At 73.3% G+C, this 23,002-nt stretch carries 15 protein-coding genes; 9 read left to right on the forward strand and 6 right to left on the reverse strand.

Features of this window, described 5'->3' with window-relative positions:
• Window positions 1-15: 15 nt before the first annotated feature.
• A complete protein-coding gene (locus OG472_RS34330; protein WP_405832769.1) occupies window positions 16-1,566 on the reverse strand; it encodes a serine/threonine-protein kinase in 1,551 nt (516 codons plus the stop codon).
• A 172-nt stretch (window positions 1,567-1,738) separates the two neighbouring features.
• On the opposite strand from OG472_RS34330, the gene OG472_RS34335 reads away from it, so the two are divergent.
• From OG472_RS34335 to OG472_RS34355, 5 genes are all read left to right on the forward strand, one after another.
• Entirely contained in the window at window positions 1,739-3,685 is a 1,947-nt protein-coding gene (locus tag OG472_RS34335) for an FHA domain-containing protein (protein ID WP_405832771.1), read from the forward strand.
• Between the two features lie 186 nt (window positions 3,686-3,871).
• On the forward strand, window positions 3,872-4,708 hold the full coding sequence (locus tag OG472_RS34340) for an inositol monophosphatase family protein (protein WP_401604712.1): 837 nt from the start codon (window positions 3,872-3,874) through the stop codon (window positions 4,706-4,708).
• Window positions 4,709-4,780: 72 nt separating this feature from the next.
• Complete coding sequence (locus OG472_RS34345) at window positions 4,781-6,199, forward strand: phytoene desaturase family protein (RefSeq protein ID WP_401604714.1); 1,419 nt, start codon at window positions 4,781-4,783, stop codon at window positions 6,197-6,199.
• A 48-nt stretch (window positions 6,200-6,247) separates the two neighbouring features.
• Window positions 6,248-6,439, forward strand: coding sequence for a hypothetical protein (locus OG472_RS34350; protein WP_405832773.1), 192 nt, complete (start codon window positions 6,248-6,250; stop codon window positions 6,437-6,439).
• 64 nt (window positions 6,440-6,503) lie between these two features.
• Complete coding sequence (locus tag OG472_RS34355) at window positions 6,504-7,022, forward strand: O-acetyl-ADP-ribose deacetylase (protein WP_401604718.1); 519 nt, start codon at window positions 6,504-6,506, stop codon at window positions 7,020-7,022.
• Between the two features lie 35 nt (window positions 7,023-7,057).
• Here the strand turns inward: OG472_RS34355 and rph are convergent, their stop codons facing one another.
• Together rph and OG472_RS34365 are read right to left on the reverse strand one after the other, a co-directional pair.
• Window positions 7,058-9,664, reverse strand: a complete 2,607-nt coding sequence (gene rph / locus OG472_RS34360) for a rifamycin-inactivating phosphotransferase (RefSeq protein ID WP_405832774.1) — start codon at window positions 9,662-9,664, stop codon at window positions 7,058-7,060.
• Window positions 9,665-9,814: 150 nt separating this feature from the next.
• Entirely contained in the window at window positions 9,815-10,297 is a 483-nt protein-coding gene (locus OG472_RS34365; protein WP_401604722.1) for an Lrp/AsnC family transcriptional regulator, read from the reverse strand.
• Between the two features lie 136 nt (window positions 10,298-10,433).
• Between OG472_RS34365 and OG472_RS34370 the strand changes: the two genes are divergently transcribed.
• Both OG472_RS34370 and OG472_RS34375 read left to right on the forward strand, forming a co-directional pair.
• Entirely contained in the window at window positions 10,434-11,423 is a 990-nt protein-coding gene (locus tag OG472_RS34370; RefSeq protein ID WP_401604724.1) for a DMT family transporter, read from the forward strand.
• Window positions 11,416-12,630: an aromatic amino acid transaminase gene (locus OG472_RS34375; protein ID WP_405832777.1), complete on the forward strand. Its 1,215-nt coding sequence runs from the start codon at window positions 11,416-11,418 to the stop codon at window positions 12,628-12,630. Before OG472_RS34370 ends, OG472_RS34375 begins: the two co-directional genes overlap by 8 nt.
• Window positions 12,631-12,706: 76 nt before the next feature.
• Here OG472_RS34375 and OG472_RS34380 read toward each other — a convergent pair whose 3' ends face one another.
• The gene (locus OG472_RS34380) at window positions 12,707-15,256 is read right to left on the reverse strand and encodes a discoidin domain-containing protein (RefSeq protein ID WP_405832778.1); all 2,550 of its coding nucleotides are present in this window, start codon (window positions 15,254-15,256) and stop codon (window positions 12,707-12,709) included.
• 488 nt (window positions 15,257-15,744) lie between these two features.
• Between OG472_RS34380 and OG472_RS34385 the strand changes: the two genes are divergently transcribed.
• Both OG472_RS34385 and OG472_RS34390 read left to right on the forward strand, forming a co-directional pair.
• On the forward strand, window positions 15,745-16,866 hold the full coding sequence (locus OG472_RS34385; RefSeq protein ID WP_405832780.1) for a molybdopterin-dependent oxidoreductase: 1,122 nt from the start codon (window positions 15,745-15,747) through the stop codon (window positions 16,864-16,866).
• 157 nt (window positions 16,867-17,023) lie between these two features.
• A complete protein-coding gene (locus tag OG472_RS34390) occupies window positions 17,024-19,090 on the forward strand; it encodes a SpoIIE family protein phosphatase (RefSeq protein WP_405832781.1) in 2,067 nt (688 codons plus the stop codon).
• A gap of 30 nt (window positions 19,091-19,120) precedes the next feature.
• Here OG472_RS34390 and OG472_RS34395 read toward each other — a convergent pair whose 3' ends face one another.
• Entirely contained in the window at window positions 19,121-21,910 is a 2,790-nt protein-coding gene (locus tag OG472_RS34395; RefSeq protein WP_401604734.1) for a SpoIIE family protein phosphatase, read from the reverse strand.
• On the reverse strand, window positions 21,907-22,902 hold the full coding sequence (locus OG472_RS34400) for a GlxA family transcriptional regulator (RefSeq protein WP_405832783.1): 996 nt from the start codon (window positions 22,900-22,902) through the stop codon (window positions 21,907-21,909). The genes OG472_RS34395 and OG472_RS34400 overlap by 4 nt, the downstream gene beginning before the upstream one ends.
• Window positions 22,903-23,002 lie beyond the last annotated feature (100 nt).

Below are 23,002 nucleotides of genomic sequence, written 5' to 3' on the forward strand. Positions count from 1 at the left end.
GCCGGCCGGCCGGGATCAGCCGGTGCAGGTGATGGAGAAGGGGACCGGGTTGGAGGTGGTGCGCGTGGGGCTCTGGAGTTCCACGGCCATCCCCGTGGTCAGGGTGCCGGCCTTGGCGTAGGTCGTCAGCCGTACGGTGTCGTGCCCGGTGGGGTTGGCCTTGTCCCCGATGGACATGGTGCGCCAGTGCGGATCCACCACCGAGCCGTCGCCGGACACCCACCGGTAGGAGATCAGGGTCGGCTCGGAGGCGGTGAAGGTCGCGGTGAACGCCGGGGCCCGGCTCTCGGGGGTCGGGCATCTGCCGGTGTAGGTGGTGTTCGTGCCCGCCACCGACATCCGTACGCCCGAACCGGTGGCACCGTCCTCGTCGTTGCCGTCGAGGGCGTGGACCAGCCCGGCGGCGACGAGTACGCAGGCGGCCGCGCCGGCCGCGACGAAGGCCACCGTACGGCGCTTGCGGGGCGGGGCCTCGGGCGACACGTGCTTCGGCGTTGCGTGCTTGGGCGTCGCGTGCGCGGGTGACGCGTGCGCGAGCGGGGCGGCCGGGGCCGGCGCGGTGGCGGGTGCCGCGGCCGTCTCGGGTTCCGCGGGAGACGAACGGACGCGGGCCGCGGTCGTGGTGGCGTCCGGTTCGTGGGCGATGTCCCGCAGGGCCTCGGAGGCTTCGGCGGCGGGGGTCCGCTCGGCCGGCTCCTTGCGGAGCAGCCCGGCGATGACGGGGGCGAGCGGGCCGGCCCGGGTCGGCACGGGCGGTTCCTCTTCCACGACGGCCCGCAGGGTGCTCAGCGCGGTGTCCTGCCGGAACGGGGAGATCCCCTCCACGGCCGCGTACAGCATCACGCCGAGGGACCACAGGTCCGACTCGGGGCCCGAGGGGCGGCCCAGCGCCCGCTCCGGCGGCAGGTATTCGGGGGAGCCGACCACCTCGCCGGTCAGGGTCAGCGCGGTGCTGCCCTCGACCATCGCGATGCCGAAGTCGCCGAGCACCACCCGCCCGTCGTCGGCGATCAGCACGTTCGCCGGCTTCACGTCGCGGTGCTCCACCCCGGCGGCGTGCGCGGCGCGCAGCGCGCTCAGCACCTCCGCGCCGATGTGCGCGGCGTGGCGCGGGGTGAGCGGCCCCTCGTCGCGCAGCAGCTCGGCCAGCGACCGCCCGCGGATCAGCTCCATGACGATCCAGGGCCGGTCGTCCTCCATGACCACGTCGTGGACCGTCACCACATTGCGGTCGGGTATCCGGGCCGCCGCCCACGCCTCCCGCTCCAGCCTGCTGTACATCCGGGCGATGTCGCCGGCCCGCAGGTGCGCCGGGACCCGGACCTCCTTGACGGCGACCTCGCGGTGCAGCGTCTCGTCGCGGGCGCGCCACACGGTGCCCATACCGCCCTCGCCGAGCGGGGACAGCAGCCGGTAGCGGCCGGCGATCAGCCGTTCCCCGCCCGGGGTGCCCGGGGTGCCCGGGGCGCCCGGGGCGGCGGCGGTCGTGGCCGCGGTCGTGGCCGTGCCTGCGGTGGTGGCCGCGAGCGTGCCGTCCGTCACGGTCTCGGATTCCTCGTTGTGCATGGGGGCGGTTCTCCCTCTGATCGCCTGCCGACGCCAACATCACGTACGGACCCGGATGGCCGGTTCAACGAAGTGACCGGAAAGTTTCGGAAATGGTTGAACCGAATACCTTCGCGACGGCGTGTTGCTGTCGTACAAGGAGTCAGCAGGCGTCTTTTTCAAGGAGTGTGGAGTGGCTTCGGTCATCGTTGGAAGCACGGGTCCCTTTGCCGGGCAGAGCGTGGTCCTGGACGGCGAGCCCGTCAGCTTCGGGCGCAAGAGCGACAACACCGTCGTGATCGTCAGCCCCAGTGCCTCCCGGCTGCACGCCGAGATCCTCACCGAGGACGCCGGTTACGTCCTCTACGACAGGGACAGCCGGAACGGCACGTTCGTCAACGACCAGCGCGTCACGCGGCATGTGCTGCGTCCGAACGACTGCATCCGGATCGGCGATGAAACGTTCCTCTACGAGGCCCAGGACGCCATGGAGACGGTCATGGACCTCTCCCTCCTGGACGTGCCCCGGCCGAGTGCCGCGGACCCCGGCACGCTGCGGGTCACCATCACCGGCGGCGGCCCGGTGGGCCTCGCCTTCGCCCTGGCGCTCGACGAGATGCTGCCCGGGCGGACCGCCATCACCCTCTACGACGGGCGCTGGACCAGGAAGGGCTCCTCGGTCGTCTGGAAGGACGAGACCCAGGGGAACTTCCGCCGCCAGCAGGTGGTGACCGTCCAGAGCCGGCAGTACCTCGCCCTGCCCGGGGAGGTGCTCGCCGCCCTCTTCGACGACGAAGGCGCCTACTCCGAGATGTGGCCCGTCGGCCCGGACTCGGTCGACGGCCGCCCGCCCCGCAACATCCGGATCGCCCACATCGAGGACCGGCTGCTGGACCTGGCCAACCGCAAGTCCTCGATCCGCCTGGTTCCCCGGCGTTTCGACGCGGCCGAGGAGCAGAACCGGATCACCCAGGATCACGTTCTGGTGGTCGCCGAGGGCGGGCGGTCCCGCACCCGGGAGCACTACGCCGACCGCTTCGGCGCGGCCGACGCCTCGATCTACTCCCTCGACGGCGAGCACCTCCAGGACGTCGTGCTGGGGCTGCGCGTCAAGTCGAAGCTGCCCGACCCGATGAGCGTGCTGCTCACCGTGTCGCAGAACCGGTTCCTGCTCAACTCGCTGCGCGGCGAGGGCTTCCTGAACATGCGGCTCACCCGGGAGGAGGTCAAGAACGTCATCGGCATCGACCCGGTCCGCCACGTCTTCGAGGAGTGCATCGCCGCCCGCCCCTGCCTGATGAGCCGGCAGGAGGAGGACAACGAGTTCCGCTGCCCCACCCACGGCACCCTCTTCCTGCCCGCCCTGCTGCGCGGTTCCCCGCTGTGGAAGGAGATCCGGCAGGGCCTGAGCCTGTTCGGGGTGGCCGAGGAGGACCTGTCCGCGATCACCTCGTTCCGGCTGGACATGGTGCAGCGCCCGCGGTTCACCGCACAGCTGCACCGGCCGACCACGACCACCCCCGGCACCTACGGCTTCCTGCTGGGCGACGCGGCCAACGCCATCCACTTCTGGCCGGGCCGCGGCCTCAACAGCGGCCTCGCCTCCGCCACTTCGCTGGCCCGCTCGCTCAGCCGCGCCTGGCAGGGCAAGCCGCTGCGGGACGCCGACTTCATCCGGCACGAGGCGGCGATGTCCATGCTCCAGTACCGGCACAAGAGCCGGGCCTGGAACGCCATGGTGACCACCGACGAACAGGGCGTCACCCGCGCCATCAAGGACATCATCGCGCGCAGCACGGAGGCCGGTGTGGGTGCCGGTGCGGGTGCCCGTTCGGGGGCGGCCGCCGGTGCCGGTGCAGGTGCTGCGGACGGGAGCGACCTGGACGCGCTGCTGGACCGGATGGCCGGGATCCGTGAACGGCTGGCGCCCCGGATGCCGGGCCTGCCCGGCGACGGGGAACTCCGTTCCCACCTCGCCTCGATCGCCCCGGCCACCCTGCGCACCCTGCGGGAGAGCGGGGCCTGGGACACCCTGATCGTCGGCGGCGAGGAGGCCGACATCGACCTCTTCTACCAGTCGGACTCACCGGTCTTCGTCCCCCGACCGGCCGATCCCCGGAGCCCCTCTCCCGTCGGCTGACGTCCGTGAGGGGTCTGCGGAGCGCCGCCCCCCAGGGGGCGGCGCCGGTCCGGCACGGGGATCCGGCGTCCGGCAGGCGGTACGCCTTCTTCCGGCGGCCGGATTCACCCGCGGTACATCGGGAATCCAGCGGTCCGACGGGGATTGTCGGTGGGGTTTGCCGTGCGGGCGTGATGTGATGGGCACATGATCGATGAGTTCCTTACCCATGGCCTGCCGGATGTGGAAGAGGCCGTCCGCAAGGCGGCGGCGATCGAGATCATGCCGAGATTCAGGCAGCTCGCCGAGCACGAGGTCGACGAGAAGAGCGGCCCCCACGACCTGGTGACCGTCGCCGACCGCAAGGCCGAGGAGCACCTCACGGCCTCCCTGACGCGCCTGCTGCCCGGCTCGGCCGTGGTCGGCGAGGAGGCCGTGCACGCCGATCCCACGGTGTACGAGGCGCTGCGCGGGGACGCCCCGGTGTGGATCGTCGACCCGGTCGACGGCACCCGTCAGTTCGTGAACGGCGACCCGGCCTTCTGCACCCTGGTGGCGCTGGCCCTGCGCGGGGAGATCCTCGCCTCCTGGACCTTCGCCCCGGCGCTGGAAGAGCTGGCGACCGCCGTGCGCGGGCAGGGGGCGTACGTCAACGGCGAGCGGATCCACAGCGGTTCGCCCGAGGCCGGCGCCGCGCTGCGGGTCGCCATCGCCCACCCGCTCTACACGTCCGACGAGAACAAGCGGACGCTGGCCCGGCTGGACGTGCCCGGGGTGGCGGCCAGGCCGTGCGGTTCGGCGGGCCTGGAGTACCTGAAGGTGGCCCGCGGCGAGATGGACGCCCTGGCCTTCACCTGGCCCTCGGCCTGGGACCACGCGGCAGGGCTGCTGCTGGTCGCCGAGGCCGGCGGGGCACAGAGCACGGTCGAGGGTGTCCCCTTCCGGGTGGACCGGGACAACGCGCTGCCGTTCGCCGTCGGGCGGGACGAGGCCACCGCCGTACGCATCCGGGAACTGCTCCGGGGAGCCCGGACCGCGTCCTAGGGGTGTCCCGCCCGGGGTACGGGGCGCAATATCCTGGAGGCGCAGGCGCCGCCGGAAACGAAGGAGTCGCAAGTGCCGTCGATTCTCGATGTGGTCGTGGTGGGGGCGGGGCCCAACGGGCTGACCGCCGCCGTCGAACTGGCCCGGCGCGGCTTCTCGGTGGCCGTCTTCGAAGCCGCCGACACGGTGGGCGGCGGCGCCCGGACCGAGGAGCTCACCCTCCCCGGCTTCCGGCACGATCCGTGCTCGGCGGTGCACCCGCTCGGTGTCGGCTCCCCGGTCTTCTCCACGATGCCGCTGAAGCGGTACGGGCTGGAATGGCTGCACGCCCCGCTGCCGATGGCGCACCCCTTCGACGACGGCACGGCCGCCGTCCTCTCCCGCTCGGTCGCGGAGACGGCGGCGTCGTTCGGGCCGCGGGACGCGGGTGCCTACCGGCGTCTGGTCGGGCCGTTCCTCGGCAAATGGGACACCCTGGCCCGGGACTTCATGTCCCTGCCGGACACCGCACTGCCCAGGGACCCGGTCACCCTCGCCCGCTTCGGGCTCGCCGGGCTGCCGCCCTCCACCTGGCTCCTGCGCCGCTTCCGCGACGAGCGGGCCCGGGCCCTGTTCGCGGGGCTCGTCGCCCATGTCATCGCTCCGCTCGGCGGGATCGGCACCGGCGCCGTCGGCCTGGTCTTCGCGCTCGCCGCGCACGCGAACGGCTGGCCGATGGCGCGCGGCGGCTCGCAGTCCGTCTCCGACGCGCTCGCCGCCTACCTGCGCGACCTCGGCGGGACGATCCACACCGGCTTCGAGGTCAAGCGGCTCGACGACCTCCCGCCGGCCAGGGCGTACGTCTTCGACACCTCGCCGACCGCGCTGGCCCGGATCGCCCGGCTGGGGCGCGCCTACGACGGCTACCGGTACGGCGCCTCCGTTTTCAAGATCGACTACGCGCTGGACGGCCCGGTCCCGTGGACCGCCGAGGAGCCGCGCCGCGCCGGCACCGTCCAGATCGGCCCGCGCGCCCGCGACATCGACGCCGCCCTGCAGCTGGCCTCCGGCGGCCGGGCCCCCCGCAACCCCTTCCTCATCACCGCGCAGCCCAGCCTGGCCGACCCCGGCCGGGCACCCGAGGGCAAGCACGTGTTCTGGGCGTACGGGCACGTTCCGGCGGGCTGGGACGGCGATCTCACCGAGGCCGTCGAGCGCCAGCTGGAGCGCTTCGCCCCCGGCTTCCGCGACCTGGTCCTGGCCCGTGCCACGGCCGGCCCGCCCCAGCTCGCCGCCCGCAACCCCAACTACGTCGGCGGGGACATCGCCTGCGGGGCCGCGTCGGGGCTACAGCTGCTGCTGCGCCCGAAGATCTCCCTCTCCCCGTACACGACGGCCCACCCGGCGGTCTTCCTCTGCTCGTCGGCGACCCCGCCGGGCCCCGGGGTGCACGGCATGTCCGGCCACAACGCCGCCAAGGCGGTCTGGCGCCACCTGCGCCGGGACGCCTGACGGCGGCCTCCCACGCGAATTCCCATTCCCATGCAACAGGAGGAAGCAGTGGCTCCAGGCAACGACACCGGCGGCAGGGGGAGAGGGCTCCTCCTCTTCGACCTTTTCAGCGCGGTGGTCATGGCTGTGTTCACCGCGATATTCGTGGCACGCGGTGAATGGATGCTCACCGCGGGATTCAGCGCGGCCACTCTCGGCTGCCTCTTCACGGCGTTCAGGCGCCGTCAGCAGCACGGATAGACGGACGCGGGCCCCCGGCCGCCGTGACGGCCGGTCGGGGGTGCCGCTCGCGAAAGGACTCCTGATGGTCCGCATCACCCTGGTCCTCGGCGACATCACCGCCGAGAAGGCCGACGCGATCGTCAACGCGGCCAACTCCTCGCTCCTCGGCGGCGGCGGGGTGGACGGCGCCATCCACCGCCGGGGCGGGCCGGAGATCCTCGCGGCCTGCGAGGACCTGCGGCGCTCGCAGTACGGCAAGGGACTGCCGACGGGCCGGGCCGTCGCCACCACGGCCGGCAGGCTCGCCGCCGGGCACGTCATCCACACGGTGGGCCCGGTCTGGTCGCGCGAGGAGGACCGGTCGGAGCTGCTGGCCTCCTGCTACCGCGAATCGCTGAGGACCGCCGACGAACTGGGGGCCCGTACGGTCGCCTTCCCGGCCATCTCCACCGGAATCTACGGCTGGCCCATGGACGACGGGGCGCGGATCGCGGTGGAGACGGTGCGGGCGTCCCGGACCGAGGTGCGGGAGGTCCGCTTCGTCCTCTTCGACGCGGCCGCCTTCGCCGCCTTCGAGGCGGCGCTGGCGAGCGCCGGGTAGGCCGCACCGGATCCCCTGCGGGGCGGCGCGGTCGCTCAGGGCAGGATCTCGACGTACCCGCCGGTTCCGTGCACGCGGATCCGCTGCCCGTCCCGGATCAGCCGGGTGGCGCCCTCCACGCCCACGACGGCCGGCAAGCCGTACTCCCGGGCGATCACCGCGCCATGGGTCATCAGCCCGCCCACCTCCGTCACCAGGCCCGCGACCGCGACGAACAGCGGTGACCAGCTGGGGTCCGTGAAGGTCGTGACCAGGATGTCGCCCGCTTCGAGATCGGCCTCCCCCATGTCGAGGACGACGCGGGCCCTTCCCTCGACGGTCCCGGCGGAGACCGCGAGGCCGATCAGGGCGCCGGCCGGCACGTCGTCGCGCCGGTACGCCCCGGTGACGGCCTCGCCGTCCGAGGTGAGCACCCGGGGCGGTGTGAGCGCGTGGTACGAGCGGAACGCGTCCTTGCGCTGCCGGACGAGCCGGCCGTCCAGCCGGTGCGAGCGCACCACCTCGTGGAGCTCCTGGAACGTGAGGTAGAAGGCGTCCTCCTGCTCGGCGAGCACGCCGGCCTGCACGAGGCGCTCGGCCTCCTCCAGCAGGGCCTGCTTGTAGACGAAGGAGCGGCTGACGATGCCGTACTTCGGGTACTCCCGGTACCCGATGAAGGTTCTGACCCGGTCGATCATCCGCTTGGCCTCGTCGGCCTTCCGGTCCCCGTCGGGCAGGGCCCGCAAGCGTGACAGCACGTCCCGTTCCTTCTCCTGCGCCTTCCGCAGCCCTTGCTCGAAGCGCCGCCGGGCGGCGCCCGGCTCGAAGTTCCGGACGTTGTCGAGGATCGCGGGCACGAGCGTGGCGGGGCGCTCGCGCCAGCGCGGCCTCGTGATGTCGATCTCGCCGACGCAGCGCATGCCGTACCGGTCGAGGTACGCCTCGACGGCGTCGCGCGCTTCGGTCCCGCCCGCGAGCTTCGCCAGCTCGTCCAGGAAGGCCTCGTCCCCGGGGCCGATGGCCTGAAGGAACGCCACCACTTCCGGGTGCGGGCGGATCGCGTCCGCGACGTCGAGCAGTGCCAGTCCCATCTCCGACGTGATGTTGTCCGGGGCGGACAGCGTGAGCGTGTCAGCCGCGTTCTTCTCGCCCAGCCATTCCTGCAGCGTGTCGCCCAGCCACCACGTGGCCTCCATCGCCGCCATGATCGCCTGGAGGTTCAGCGGATCACCGAGGACCCGCTTGTGCTCCTCGAAGGCCTCCAGCAGGAAGTCGAACAGTGCCGGTCCGGTCTTCGTCCGGATGTCTCGCTCCAGGGCGGCGACGGACGCGCGGCTGCGCTCGATCAGCCCGGTCACGATGGCCGGATCGGTCGCGATCGGGGCGGGCGCACCGCCGGCCGGCGGGGGCCCGCCGGGACCCGCGTCAGGGAGCGGCAGGACGAAGTCCGCACGGTCGAGGACGGTCTCCAGCGCGTCCCTGACCAGCGGATCGCCCCTCCCCATGAGGTCCAGGAGGCCGGCGCGGCCCGCGGGCGAGGCCAGGCGCCGGGTGACGTCGACGAACAGCCTCCCGCCGGCCTCGTGCATCGGCGCCATGGCCGTCAGCTGCCACAGGGAGTACCCCAGGGGCTTCATGGGGTCGGTCATCATCTGCTGGTGGCCGACGGAGACGTAGACGTGATTCTCCTGGTCACCGGCCTCGGGAACGGGGAACAGCGTCGTGATCGGCCGGCTCTGGACGATCTGGAAGCCGTCGTCGGCCAGGCACCATTCGATGTCCTGCGGGCGGCCGAAGTGCGCTTCGATCCGCCGCCCGAGCTGCACGAGCCGCACGACCTGCGCATCCGTCAGCGCCGGCTGCTCCTGCTCCTGCGCGTCGATCGCCACTTCCCGCGTACCGCCGGCCGGCAGGGCGTGAACGGCGCGCCGTTTGGCGGCGATCGACCTGGCGACGACCTCGCCGTGGCGCACCTTGAAGCCGTCCGGGTTCACCAGGCCGGAGACCAGGGCCTCACCGAGGCCGAAGCCGGCGTCCACGGTGGCGACCTTCCGGTTGCCCGTGACGGGGTCGGCCGTGAACAGGACGCCGGACGCCTGCGGGAAGACCATCCGCTGCACGACCACGGCCATGTGGACCGCACGGTGGTCGATGCCGCCCCGCCGGCGGTAGGTCACGGCCCGCTCGGTGAACAGCGATGCCCAGCACCGGCTGATGTGCCGAAGGACCGCCGACGCTCCCACGACGTTCAGGTACGTGTCCTGCTGGCCGGCGAAGGAGGCCGTCGGCAGGTCCTCCGCCGTCGCACTGGACCGGACGGCGCAGGCGGCCTGCCCGCCGAGCCGGGCGAGTGCGCGGGTGATCGCCGCCGCGAGATCGCCCGGGACGGGGATCCCCTCGATGGTCCGACGGATCTGTGCGCTGAGCGTGCGGATCGACTCCCGGTCGTCGGGGTCCACGCGCGACAGCTGATCGAGCCGATCGCCGATCGACGGCACGTCCGCCATGATCCGCCGGAAGGCGTCCGTCGTCACGCAGAAGCCGGCCGGCACGCGGACGCCTTCGATCCGCGACAGCGCGCCCAGGTGCGCGGCCTTGCCGCCCACGACCGCGACCTGTGTCCCGTCGACTTCCCGAAGGTCCCGCACGTACTGCTCGATCATCGCGATGCCTCCGCAGACTGTGGTCTCGGCCGATGATTCTGCGCCGTGACCCGGGTCTTGCGGCAAGCCACCCGGCGCGCTATAAGTTGAAAGTGGCAAGGAGAGCGCTCTCCTTGCCTTTTCCATGTGCCCGGCCGGGCGATGCATCCGTCACGGCGATCGCCTCGACGCGCCCGGGGTGGGCCGGGGGTAGGTCCTGGACTGTTTGACGCTGCCGTACGCGAAGCTCGACTCGATCGAGGCGATTCCGGGGATGGCGTGGATGCGGTGGCGCACCAGGGCCTCGTAGGCCTCCAGGTCCTCGATGACGACGCGGAGCAGGTAGTCGCTGCTGCCCGCCATCAGGTAGCAGTCCTGGATGTGCTCGATGACGGCGACGTGCTCCTCGAAGAGCCGCACCGCCTCCGCCGTGTGGCGTTCCAGGCGGATCCGCACGAAGACGGTGACCGGGAGTCCGAAGGCCACCTGGTCGACCATGGCCGTGTAGCCGCGGATCAGGCCCGCCTCCTCCAGCCGCCGGACCCGGCGCAGGCAGGGCGACGGGGAGAGCCGGACGCGGTCGGCCAGGTCCTGGTTGGACAGGCGCCCGTCGGCCTGCAATTCCCGGATGATCTGCAGATCGACTGCGTCCACGGCCACTCCTTGGCAGATTCTGCCCCAAACGTATGTCCGAGAGGCAGAACTGGCAATCGGCTGCCCCGGCCGAAGCCCTAGCGTTGCCCTGGAACGGACCGGACCGGTCCGAGTCCCAGAGGCTGGAGCAATTCCCTTGGTCGCGACGCACACCACCCGGGCGACCGTGCCTCCCGATGCGGCGGGCCCGCGGGCCGGACACCCCGGCCGGCGCGGGCTCACCCCGCGGCTCTCCCCGCAGGCCGAGGGCCTGCTGGCGCTGCTGGTGACCGTGGCGATCTGGGCGGCGTTCGCGCTCAGCGCCCGCGCCCTGAGCGCCTCCTCCCTGCTGCCGGCCGACGCGGCTCTGCTGCGCTTCGGCGTTCCCCTCGTCGTGCTCTTCCCCGCCCTGTGGCGGCGCCGCCGCCGCATCGCCGCGGTACGGCCGGGCCCCGCAGCCAAGATCATCTGCGGTGCCGGGGTGCCCTTCTTCCTCGCGGCGATGCACGGCGGCGCCCTGACCTCCGCCGCCTTCGTCGGCTCGATCGTCCCCGGGATGGTCCCGCTCTTCGTCTCCGCGATCATGATCCGCCGCGGGCACGGGGTGCCCCGCGGGACGCAGACGGCCGGACTCGCGCTGATCGCGGCCGGCGTCGCCGCGCTCGTCTGGCGCTACGTCGTCCCGGTGGACACCGACGTGCTCGCCGGCTCCGGCATCCTCCTGGTCGCCAGCGGACTGTGGGCCCTCTACACGGTGGGCCTGCGCGAGGTGGACCTCGATCCCGTCGGATCGATCGGACTGCTGTGCCTGCCCTCCTTCGCCGTGATCGCGGTCCTGGCCTTGACCGGGGTGCTCCCGACGGGCATCGCGCACGCGGCGGGCAGTGACATCGCGCTGTTCCTCGTGGTGCAGGGGCTCGGCGTCGGGCTGTGCGCCGGCCTGCTCTACGCCTTCGCCATCCGCCGGCTCGGCGCCGAGCGCAGCTCCGTCGTCGGCAGCCTCAGCCCCGTCGCCGTCGTCCTGCTCGCCATCCCCCTGCTCGGCGAGACACCCACCCTCGCCGTGCTCGTCGGCGTCCCCCTCATCACCGCCGGCGTCGTCCTCGCCAACCGCCGCCCCAGACCCGAGGTTCCCGCAGATGCTTGAGCTCCTCCCCCCGCCGCCCACCGATCCGCTGTGGGACCTGACCTACGAGTTCGGCAGCGACGAGCGGCCCGAACGGCTGAACCTCGTCCTCGGGGTCTACCGGGACCAGACGGGAACCACGCCCGTCATGGCCGCCGTGCGCGAGGCCGAGATGCGCCTGGCGGAGCGCTCCGAGTCCAAGGAGTACCGCGGGCTCTCCGGGAACGCCGCCTTCAACCGCTCCCTGCTGGACCTGGTGCTGGGTCCGGACGGGCCGGCCGACCGGGCCGCGGCCGTCCAGACCGTCGCCGGCTCCGGCGCGCTGCGGCTGCTGGCCGATCTGGTCTGCCGGACCCGCCCGGGCACCACGGTGTGGATCAGCGATCCCGCCTACGTCAACCACCGGCCCATCCTGGAGGCCGCCGGGCTGAACGTCCGTACGTACGGCTGGCGCGACGCCGAGGGCGGCTTCGACACGGCCGGCGTCCTGCGGGAGCTGCGGGAGGCCCGGCGGGACGACGTGGTGCTGCTCCAGGGGTGCTGCCACAACCCCACGGGCGTGGACCCGCTGCTGGACGACTGGGAGGCCCTGGCCGAATCGGCCGCCCGCGGCGGCTGGGTGCCCTTCGTGGACCTCGCCTACCACGGGCTCGGCGACGGCCTGGAGGCCGACCTGCTGGCCACGCGGATGCTGGCGGCGCGCGTGCCGGAGATGCTGATCGCCGTCAGCTGCTCCAAGAACTTCGGCCTCTACAGCGACCGCGTCGGCTGCGCCATCGTGCTCGGGTCCTCGGCCCAGGCCGTGCGGCACGCCGAGACGGCCCTGCAGAACGCCGCCCGGACGCTGTACTCGATGCCGCCCGAGCACGGCGCGGCGGTCGTCACCACGATCCTGGAGGACCAGGGGCTGCGGGCCGCCTGGCGCGCGGAACTGGACGTCATGCGGAGCCGGATCATGGCCAACCGGGCCGATCTGACCGCCCACCTGAGCGCCCTGGGCTGTGCCGAGCAGGCGCGCTCCCTCGCCCGGCAGAAGGGGATGTTCTCGATGCTGCCGCTCACCGCGCCGCAGATGCTCCAGCTGCGCAGGGAGTACGCGGTCTACGGCACGACCTCCGGGCGGATCAACATCGCGGGCATCCCGGCGCACCGCATCCCCTGCCTCGCCCGGGGCATCGCGGGAGTCCTCGGCACGGCCGACACGCTCCGGGCCGTGCAGACGGCGTAGCCGGGGAGGAGCGGTGCCCGGCCGGAACGACGGCCGGACACCGCTGGGCCCCAGGGTCACTCGGGGCCGCTCGGGGTCAGGAGACGGTGAGGAACTCGGCGATGCTCGGGACCCCCTGGGCGTCGAGGGCGAAGAGCATGTAGTTGCCCGGCAGGACCACGCCGGTGTCGGCGGGAACGGACACCGTGTAGGAGTTCGTTCCGGCGGCCGTGGACACCAGGGGCACCCGGCGCTGGTCGTTGTCGGTGGAGTGGGTCGCGGCCGCGGCCCGCATCAGGACGAAAGACGCCACCGGGCCCTCGGTGCTCACCGTGAGCGAGCTGCCGGGGGCCGTCCTGGAGGGCACGCCACCGGAGATGACGGGACGCGGCTTCGGCGTGCCGTCCGCGTTCAGCAGGTACGGCGGTGTGAAGACCGCCCCGTCGGCGTGGTTGGTGGCGCAGTCACCGCACAGGCCCCCGCCCCCGGAGAAGATCCGCCCGTCCGGCAGCAGGTTGGCCACGCTGTGGTAGTTGCGCGGCACGGCCATCGAGGCGAGCGGGGTGAAGGCTCCGGTCGCCGGGTCCCACAGCTCGGGCGTCAGCACCGAGGTCGCGTCGCTGAACGGCACCGGATAGGCCTGCCCGCCGAAGACGGCCACCTTGCCGTCGGGCAGGACGACGCTGTTGCTGAAGGCGCGGGCGTGCTCCATGTCCCCGGTGCGGGCGGCCTGCGCCTGGCTGCCCGAGACGCTCACCGTGTAGGCGCGCCGGGTGGCCGGGCTGTTCTGGTAGGCGGGGGAGCCGCCCAGGGTGAGCAGCTTGCCGATGTCGTAGGAGACGGCGTTGCCGGTCATGGCGTCCTGGCTGTCGGCCCGGGTGCCGGCGGCGGTGATGCCGCCCTGGCCCGTGGTCGAGATCCAGTTCATCTGCTTGCTCGGACCCAGCTGCAGCACCTTGCCGCCCGAAGTGGCGTACAGCCACATGTGGTTGTCGGCCCGGTAGGGGCCGGCCGGGTCGGCCGTCAGCGCCGGGACGGCGGAGACGCCCGGGAGCTTGCGCCAGGTACGGGTGTCCGGCGACCAGGCCTCACCGGCCTTGTCGCCCGCAGCCCCGCTCCAGGAGCCGCCCAGGACGAAGGCCTCGCCGGTGGAGAGCAGCGTCATGGCCTGGTAGCCGCGGGCGATGTTCATGCTGGTGGTGGCGGACCAGGCGTCGGTGGCCGGGTCGTAGATGCTCGCCTTCTCCGCGTTGCTGCCCCCGGTGACCAGCACCCGGCCGTCGGCCAGCATGGCGATGCCCGGACAGAACATGTCGTGGCCGGTGTTGTCGATGCGGCGCTGGGTGACCTTGCCGGTCTTCAGGTCCAGGATCGCGGTCTGGGTGTAGCCGTTGCTGCCGCCGAAGCGGTCGACCGCGTACGCCGACCAGGCCAGCAGCTTGCCGCCGGGCAGGGCGGCGGTGGCCACGGGCACCAGCGGGAACCCGGTGATCCGGCCCCAGGAGCCGTGGACGGCCGGGCTGGCCGGCCCGCTCAGGCGTATCTCGGCGGCCGAGGTCCACGGGCCGCGGGCGCCGGCCTCGCTCGTCACGGTCAGACGTACGTAGCGGGCGTGCTCGGCCCGGGTGAAGGTGGCGGTCTTGACGGTGTCGTCGTCCCGCCAGGTGCCCGAGGCCACCGGCGCGGCGAAGGTGAAGCCGTCGGTGCTGGTCTGGACGCTGTACGCGCCCGCCCGCCCGTTGGCCCCGCCCGCGCGCGGATGGTAGACGAGCGCGGAGACGACCGACGTGCGGTGCATGTCGATGGTGAGGGTGTGCGGCAGGGGGGTCGCGGTGCCGCTCCACTTGCTGTGCCAGATGGTGTTGGTGTCGCCGTCGAGCACGTTGGCCGCGCGGCCGTTCTCGCCGCTGGTCTCCTCGTCGCTCGCGGCGGCAGTCCATCCGGTCCGGGACAGGTCGACGGTGGCCGCCGGGGTGCCCGGGTCGCCCAGTACGTCGATCTCGGCGGCGGAGCTCCAGGGCCCGCGGCCACCGGCCTCGGTGAGCGCCGTGAGGCGCAGGAACCGGGCTCCCTGCGGGGCGAAGCCCAGCGTCTTGGTGCCGGCGTCGTCGGCGAGGGTGCCCGTGGCGACGGGGGTTCCCCAGGCCCGTCCGTCCGTGCTGAGGCTGATGCCGTACTCGCCGATGCGCCCGTTGGGCCCGTTCGCGCGGGGGCGGTAGACGAGTGCGGAGACGACCGAGGTCTGCCGCATGTCGATGGTGAGGGTGTGCGGCAGGGGAGTGGCCGTGCCGCTCCACTTGCTGTGCCAGATGGTGTTGGTGTTGCCGTCGAGCACGTTGGCCGCGCGGCCGTTCTCGCCGGCGGTCTCCTCGTCGCTCGCGGTGGCCGTCCATCCGGTCCGGTCGAGGACGGGAGCCGTGGGCTCCATCGCGTTCGCCGGCGCGATGCCGTGGTGCGGCGACTGCTTCGCGGTCTGCTGGTCCTGCGGGACGGGCATGGGCCGGGGGGCCGGGGCCCGGCCGGCCGCCGTGCTGGAGACCCCGAGCCACGGGGTCAGGCCGATCAGCAGCGAGCCGAGGCCGAAGGCTATGAGCAGGTGGGAACGGCGTAACAGGCGTGGAAAGGCGAGGGAGCGCCTGGACTGCAATCTGACCTCCTGGGGCGACGGGATGTGCCCCAGAGAACATAGGTCAGATCAATCGCAACTCTCCTGAAAAGAGGGAGAGTTGGCGTGAAGCGGCATTGCCGGTGGAATGTGCGCCATCGTGCGTGGGATGTGCGGAGGACGCAAAAAAGGCGCACGAAAGGTGCACGAAGAGAGCGTGGAGAGGGCGCGGACGAAAGGCGCGCGGAAGGTGCGCGGACAAGACAGTCCCCGGCAGTTCCGTCGAATCCATGAGCCATCCGCCGTCGCCGATGGCTCCCCTGGTCGACAGATGCTGCCGGGGGCCTGGCCAGAGCCTGGACAAGGGTCACGCGGGCCTGAGGACGTCTCCAGAGGGAGGTGCGGCTCTATCCGGTTATCCGGTGTATTGATGAGTTTCCTCTCTATTCATCCGTAGTCAAGACCTTGCCGGAAGTACGCTGAAGTAAATCCGCGTCGCGCTCGGAACAAGCCCGACGGAAGGTGTCGCGATGACCGCATGGCCGGTTTCACGAGATGCGCGCGGGCCCGGTGCCACGGTCTGGGAGCCCGAGACCGTGACGGCCGACCCGTACAACGCCCAGACCCCTTCGGCCGCACTGGCCGAGCCGGTCACGCCCGTGGGGGCCTTCTTCGTACGCGACCACTTCGGCATCCCGCGCACCGACCCCGCCCGGTGGCGGCTCCGGTTCGACGGGGCCGCCGCCGCTCCCTTCACCCTCGGCCACGCGGAACTGCTCGCGATGGAACACCGGGAGCTCGACGTCGTCGTGGAGTGCGCGGGCAACGGCCGCGGCCTGATGAGACCGCCCCCGCCCGGACTGCCGTGGAGCCAGCAGGCGGTGGGCTGCGCGCACTTCGCCGGCGTGCCCTTCCATGCCCTCGCCGAACGGGCCGGGATCGATCCGGCGGCCGTGGAGATCGTCTTCACCGGAGCCGACTCCGGCACCGTGCACGGCCGCCCGACGTCCTTCGAGCGCAGCCTCCCGCTCGCCGTGGCCCTCCACCCGGACACCCTCCTCGCCACCCGCATGAACGGCGAACCGCTGGCGCCCGAGCACGGGGCGCCGGTCCGCCTGGTGGTCCCCGGCCGGTACGCCGTCGCCGACGTGAAGTGGCTCGTCGGGGCGCGCGCCGTGACGCACGCGTTCACCGGCGCCTTCCAGACCGAGGAGTACCTCTACGTCGCCTCGCGCGGCACCCCCGAGGGGCCCGTCACGACCGTGCGGGTCAAGTCGGTCATCACCGAGCCCGAGCCGGACACGGCCGTGCGCCGCGGCCACGAGACCCTGGTCCGCGGCCGCGCCTGGTCGGGCGGCGGGGTCCCCGTACGGAGCGTCGAGGTGCGGGCCGCGTACGAGGGCGACGACCCGGACGGCGACGGCGACGGCGACGCGGGCCGGGGCTGGCGGCCGGCCGTGCTGGAACCGCCGGCGGGCCCGTACGGCTGGAGCGGCTGGTCGTACCGGTGGACGCCGCAGCGCCCCGGACCGTACCGGCTGCTGTCCCGCGCGACCGACGCCCACGGCGACACCCAGCCGGCGCAGGCCCCGTGGAACGCCCGCGGCTACGGCTGCAACCCCGTGGCCTGCGTCGAGGTGGTCGTCGTATGAGCCGGGGGGTCCGGACCGGTGCGGACCGGCCGCCGGTCGCCCCGCACCCGCGGACCTGCGCCCCTGCCGACCGCCTCCACCGGACACAGAGCCCCGCGCCCATGCCTCGGATAGGGTGAATCGGTAGGAATCAGCCCCCCGGGGTGAGGTCGGTGCATTGGACACTTACCAGTCGACGAGCGAGGTGCCGGACCAGCCGGCGGCGGCTGTCGGGTACGCGGGCGTGCTCCGCGAGCTGCTGCCGATCGCCCTCTGGCGCGAGGACGCCGACGGTCGCATCGTCGAGTGGTCGCTGGCCGCCCAGGACCTGCTCGGACACCGGCCCGAGGACATCATCGGCCGACCCGGCGCCGCCGTCCTCGTCCCCGAGGCCAACCGGGAGCTCGCCGACCAGCTGACCCGGCGCGTCCAGGCCGGCGAGACCGTCGTCGGCACCCTGCCCGTGCGCCACCGCGACGGCCACCGCGTCCCCATGGAGATGTGGATCGTGCCCGCCGTGGACCCGCAGGGCCGCACGGGCGCCCTGCTCATCGCCGTGGAGACCTCCGAGGTCCTCCACATGCGGGACTCGCTCGCCGCCCTGCAGAGCCTCTTCACCCAGTCGCCCATCGGCCTCGCCACCCTCGGCCCCGACCTGCGCTTCCTGCGGGTCAACGACGCGCTGGCCCGGATGAACGGCGTCCCCGCCGCCGAACACCTGGGCAAACGGCTCACCGAGGTGGTGCCCGGGGTCAACGCCGTCGCCCTGGAGGCGACCATGCGGCAGGTCCTCGACCGGGGCACCGCCGTCGTCGACGTCCGCCGCACCGGGCGGACCCCCGCCGATCCCGAGCGCGACCGGACCTGGTCCTGCTCGTACGCCCCGCTCCTCGACGGCTCCGGCCGGGCCCTCGGGGTGATCGCCTCCCTCATCGACATCACCGACGGCCAGCAGGCGCAGGCCGAGGCCGAACGGGCCCGGCGCCGGTTCGCGCTGCTGGCGGAGGCCGGCACCCGCATCGGCACGACCCTGGACCTGCACCAGACCGCCCAGGAGATCGTGGACGTGCTGGTGCCGCAGCTCGCCGACTCGGCCGACGTACAGCTGCTCGAAGCGGTGCTGGGCCCCGACGAGGGCGCGGCGCCCGCCGCCTCCACCCGTGGTGTCCTGCGCCGCCTGGCGGCCCGCTTCCCCGACCCGACCGCCCCCACCGCGAAACTCACCCCCGGCCAGACCTTCCAGATCCCCGTGGGCACCCACTACGAGCAGATCGTCGCGGAGGGGCGGCCCATGAACCTCTACGTCTCCGACATCCCGGCACTGATCACGTCCCCGCGCGCCGACGCCCTGCGCGCCTACCTCGCCACCCTGGGCTCGGCGCGGCTGGTCCCGCTCGTCGCGCGCGGCACGGTGCTCGGCGCGGTCACCGTGACGCGCACGCGCGACCGGGAGCCCTTCGACGAGCAGGACTGCGTACTCGTCGACGAGCTGGTCGCCCGCGCGGCCCTCAACATCGACAACGCCCGGATGTACACCCGCCAGCGGCAGGCGGCCCTGACCCTCCAGCGCAGCCTCACCAACAGCGCGCTGCCCGAGGTCCCCGGCCTCGCCCTGACCGGGCGCTACCTGCCCGCCAGCGACCACGACGTCGGCGGGGACTGGTTCGACGTCATCCCCCTGCCCGGCGGCCGGACCGGGCTGGTCATCGGCGACGTCATGGGCCACGGGATCCACGCGGCGGCCGTCATGGGGCAGCTGCGCACGGCGGTACGGACCCTCGCGCGCCACGACGTGTCCCCGGCACGGATGCTCGGCTCGCTCGACGCCGTGGTGGCCGACCTGGGGGAGGACGAGATGGCGACCTGCGTCTACGCCGTGTACGACCCGGCGTCGGGCGGCTGCGTCGTCGCCCGCGCCGGGCATCCGCCGCCGGCCGTGGTCGCCACCGACGGGACCGTCTCCTTCCTCGACGGACCGCCCGGCACCCCGCTGGGCACCGGCGGGCAGGACTTCCGCACCGAGGAGGTGCGGCTGCCCGCGGGGAGCCTGCTCGTGCTCTACACCGACGGCCTCATCGAGGCCCGGGACCGGGACCTCGACCAGGGCATGGACCAGCTGGCACAGGCCCTGCGCCGGGTGGAGCAGCCGCTGGAGGAGCTGTGCGACGGGATCCTGCGGTCGCTGCTGCCGTGCGCCCAGGAGGACGACGTGGCGGTGCTGCTGGCCCGGACCCGCCCGGCGTAACGGGAGGGGTACCCGCGCCGCCCGGCGCGGTCACCAGGCCATGTCCTCCAGCGCGTCCAGGTCCGGCGGCCCCGGTTCCTGCGGCTCCCCGTCCCCGGTCAGGGGCAGCTCGGCCCAGATGACCTTGCCGCGCTCGGTGTAGCGGGTGCCCCACCGGTCGGCGTACTGGGCGACGAGGAAAAGCCCGCGCCCGCCCTCGTCGGTGGTGGCCGCGTACCGCAGGTGCGGGGAGGTGCTGCTGCCGTCGGAGACCTCGCAGACGAGGGTGCGGTCGCGCAGCAGCCGCACCCGGATGGGCGCACTGCCGTACCGGATGGCGTTGGTGATCAGCTCGCTGAGGATCAGCTCGGTCGTGAAGGAGATCTCCTCCAGCCCCCAGGCGGCGAGCTGCGCGGAGCCCGCGTTGCGCACCCGCGAGACGGCCGCCGGTTCGCCGGGCACCTCCCACTCGGCGATCCGGTCGGCCTCCACCCGCCGGGTGTCGGCGATCAGCAGGGCGATGTCGTCGCTCGGCACCGGGAACAGCATCACGGCGAGTACGTCCGCACAGGCCTGCTCCGGGCTGCGGCCGGGCCGCGACAGCGTCTCGCCGAGCAGACGCAGGCCGGTGTCGAAGTCCCGGTCGCGGTCCTCCACCAGGCCGTCGGTGAACAGCGCGAGGCGGCTCCCCTCGGGCAGCGTGAACTCGACGGCCTCGAAGGGCATGCCCCCCACGCCGAGCGGGAGCCCGGTCGGCAGCTCGGGGAACTCCACCTGTCCGTCGGGTCGGATCAGCGCGGGCCCGGGGTGCCCGGCGCTGGCCATCGTGCACCGCCCGGAGACCGGGTCGTAGACCGCGTAGAGACAGGTGGCACCGGTGACCGCGGCGGGCTCGGGCACCCCCTCCGGGTCGTCCCCGTCCTCGTCTGCGCCGCCCCCGGTCTCGTTCTGGTCGATCCGGTGGATCAGCTCGTCCAGGTGTCCGAGCAGCTCGTCGGGCGGCAGGTCCAGGGTGGAGAAGTTGTGCACGGCGGTCCGCAGCCGGCCCATGGTGGCCGCCGCGTGCACCCCGTGCCCGACGACGTCGCCGACGACCAGGGCCACCCGGGTGCCGGGCAGCGGGATCACGTCGAACCAGTCCCCGCCCACCCCCGCCTTCGCGGGCAGGTAACGGAAGGCCACCTCCACGGCGTTCTGCTCGGGCAGCACCCGGGGCAGCAGGCTGCGCTGGAGGGTCACGGCCATCGCGTGCTCGCGGGTGAAGCGGCGGGCGTTGTCGATGGAGACGGCCGCGCGCGCACCCAGCTCCTCCGCGAAGGACAGGTCCTCCTCGTCGAAGGCCTCCGGGGTGTCGGCCCGCCAGAAGTTGGCCATGCCCAGGACCACGCCCCGCGCCTGGAGCGGTACGGAGATCAGCGAGTGCAGTCCGTAGCCGAGGGCCTCGCGGGTCCCGGCCTCGTCCTGGGCCCGCCAGCCCATGGCCGCGTTCAGGTCGGCCGCGAGCACCGCGTGTCCGGCGTCCAGGGCCGCCGCCATCGGGGCCGTGGGCACGACGAACCGGATGACGTCGCCGACCGGCTGGAGCGGCGAGTCGGCGCGGACCCCGGTGATGGCCGCCCGGCGCATCTCGGAGTAGGTGCCGGACGTCAGGGAGGGCTCGTCCCCCCGCAGCACCGGATCCAGCAGCTCCACGGTGACGAAGTCCGCGAAGCGCGGGACCGCGACCTCCGACAGCTCCTCGGCGGTCCGCACCACGTCCAGGGTGGTTCCGATCCGCACTCCGGCGTCGTACAGCAGCTGCAGCCGGCTGCGGGCCACCTCGGCCCGGCCGGACACGGCGGCGAGCTCGGTGGAGTCGCGCAGGGTCACGACGCTGCCCGTGGACATGCCCCGGTACTGCTTGGTGGGCCGTACGTTGACCGCGAGCAGCCGGTCGCCCGCCAGGTGCACCTGGTCCGTCACGGTGCGGCCGGAGACGAGCAGCTCGGTGGTGCGCGGGTCGAGACCGAGGTCGGCGACGGCGCGCCCCTCGGAGTCCGGCGTCAGGTCGAGGAGCCGCCGGGCCTCGTCGTTGGCGAGGACGAGCCGGTGGTCCGCGCCGATGATGAGCACGCCTTCGCGCACGGCGTGCAGCACGGCCTCGTGGTGCTCGTTCATCCGGGTCATCTCGGCGGGGCCCAGACCGCGCGTCTGGCGCCGCAGCCGGCCGCTGACCAGGGCGGCGCCCGCGGTGCCGAGCGCCAGGCCGCCCGCGGCGGCGCCGAGGAGCAGCGGGAGCTGGCCCTCGACCACCATGGAGACGTTCTCCACCTCTATTCCGGTGCCGACCAGGCCGACGACGACGCCGTCGGCGTTGCGTACGGGGACCACGGCCCGGACGGCGTCGCTCGGCTCGCCCGTGAAGGTCTCCGTGAAGGACTTTCCGGCGAGGGCGCGGCTGAGGTCGCCGGTGGCGCGCCGGCCGATCAGCTCGGGGAGCGGGTCGGTGTAGCGGATCCCGTCGGTGTTCATCACGGCGATGAAGTCGACGCCCGATGCCCGGCGGGCGGCCTCGGCCAGCGGCTGGAGCGTGGCGGTCGGATTCTGCGACACCAGGGCCGCCGCGAGACCGGGGGAGTGGGCGAAGCCCTCGGCGACCGCGAGCGAGCGGTGGCGGGCGTCGCGCTCGCTGTCGTACCGGGCCTGGATCACCAGGGCCCCCGCGGCAGCGGTGATCAGCAGCAGCACGATCACGGCCTGGAGGGCGAAGACCTGACCGGCGACGCTGTGTGCCCCGAGGGACAGGCGTGCCCGCAGGCGCGAGCCCCACCCGGTCGGCTGGCGACCATTACGTCCGGTCATGAGCCCTTTCTAACACTGTCCGGAGGGTTTGGAGCGGCTGCGGGGGCGGCGGCGGCCGCACGATACGCGCGGGGGCCCAGGCCGACGTACGAGGTGAAGTGCTGGCGGAAGGTGACCTCGCTTGCGAAACCGGCCCGCCGGGCCACTTCCGGCACCGGATGGTCGGTGCGCTCCAGCAGCTTGCGCGCCGCGTCCAGCCGGTGTCCCAGGAGCCAGCGGTGCGGGGAGGTGCCGGTGGCCGCGGCGAAGTGCCGGGCGAAGGAGCGCGGGGACATGCCGGCCCAGCGGGCCATGGTGGCCACGGACAGCGGCTCGTGCAGGGAGCGCAGGGCCCGCTCCCGTACGGCGGCCAGCGCCTCGGCGGTCCGGTCCGCGGCCGGCACGGGCCGGTCCAGGTACTGGGCGTGGCCCCCGGTGCGGAAGGGGCCCGTCACCATCGAGCGGGCGATGGCGGCGGCCGCCTCGGCGCCGTGCGCCTCCCGGACCAGGTGCAGGCAGAGGTCGATCCCGGAGGCCACCCCTGCGGAGGTCCACAGCCCGCCGTCCTCGACGTAGAGCGGGGCGTCCTCGACCACGACCCCCGGGTAGCGGGCGGCGAGCTGCGGCGCCAGCCACCAGTGGGTGACCGCCCGGCGGCCCTCCAGCAGTCCGGCCTCCGCCAGGACGAACGCTCCGGCGCACAGGGCGGCGATCGGCACGCCCCGGGCGTGCACCTCCCGCAGGGCCGCGAGGACGGGCCCGGGCGTCGGATCGGACGGCTCGGCCAGGGCCGGTACGACGACCAGGTCGGCCGAGGCCAGCCAGTCGAGCCCCCGGTCGGGGGCCAGGGTCAGCCCGCCGGGCAGCGGGATCGGACCGGGCTCCGCGGCGCACCGGCGCAGCTCGAACCCCGGCACCCCGACATCGCTGCGGTCGGGGCCCCAGACCTCGGTGATGACGGCGAGGTCGAAGCTGCGGATACCGGGCTGGACGACGATGGCGACGCGGCGCATCGGGCCAGTGTGCCAGGGGGCATGACTGCCAGACTGGCAGGATCCCATCGGTACGGGGCCTCGCGGGCGCTGTCGGGCCCGCGGCCCGGCCGACAGCATG

It is taken from the genome of Streptomyces sp. NBC_00207 (genome assembly GCF_045160965.1).
GTDB lineage: Bacteria > Actinomycetota > Actinomycetes > Streptomycetales > Streptomycetaceae > Streptomyces.

Excerpts from the sequence above, each read along its gene's own strand:
- OG472_RS34395 (WP_401604734.1), bottom strand. The coding sequence starts at position 21,910 with ATGACCGGACGTAATGGTCGCCAGCCGACCGGGTGGGGCTCGCGCCTG.
- OG472_RS34340 (WP_401604712.1), top strand. The coding sequence starts at position 3,872 with ATGATCGATGAGTTCCTTACCCATGGCCTGCCGGATGTGGAAGAGGCC.
- OG472_RS34385 (WP_405832780.1), top strand. The coding sequence starts at position 15,745 with ATGACCGCATGGCCGGTTTCACGAGATGCGCGCGGGCCCGGTGCCACG.
- OG472_RS34375 (WP_405832777.1), top strand. The coding sequence starts at position 11,416 with ATGCTTGAGCTCCTCCCCCCGCCGCCCACCGATCCGCTGTGGGACCTG.
- rph (WP_405832774.1), bottom strand. The coding sequence starts at position 9,664 with ATGATCGAGCAGTACGTGCGGGACCTTCGGGAAGTCGACGGGACACAG.
- OG472_RS34355 (WP_401604718.1), top strand. The coding sequence starts at position 6,504 with ATGGTCCGCATCACCCTGGTCCTCGGCGACATCACCGCCGAGAAGGCC.
- OG472_RS34330 (WP_405832769.1), bottom strand. The coding sequence starts at position 1,566 with ATGCACAACGAGGAATCCGAGACCGTGACGGACGGCACGCTCGCGGCC.
- OG472_RS34400 (WP_405832783.1), bottom strand. The coding sequence starts at position 22,902 with ATGCGCCGCGTCGCCATCGTCGTCCAGCCCGGTATCCGCAGCTTCGAC.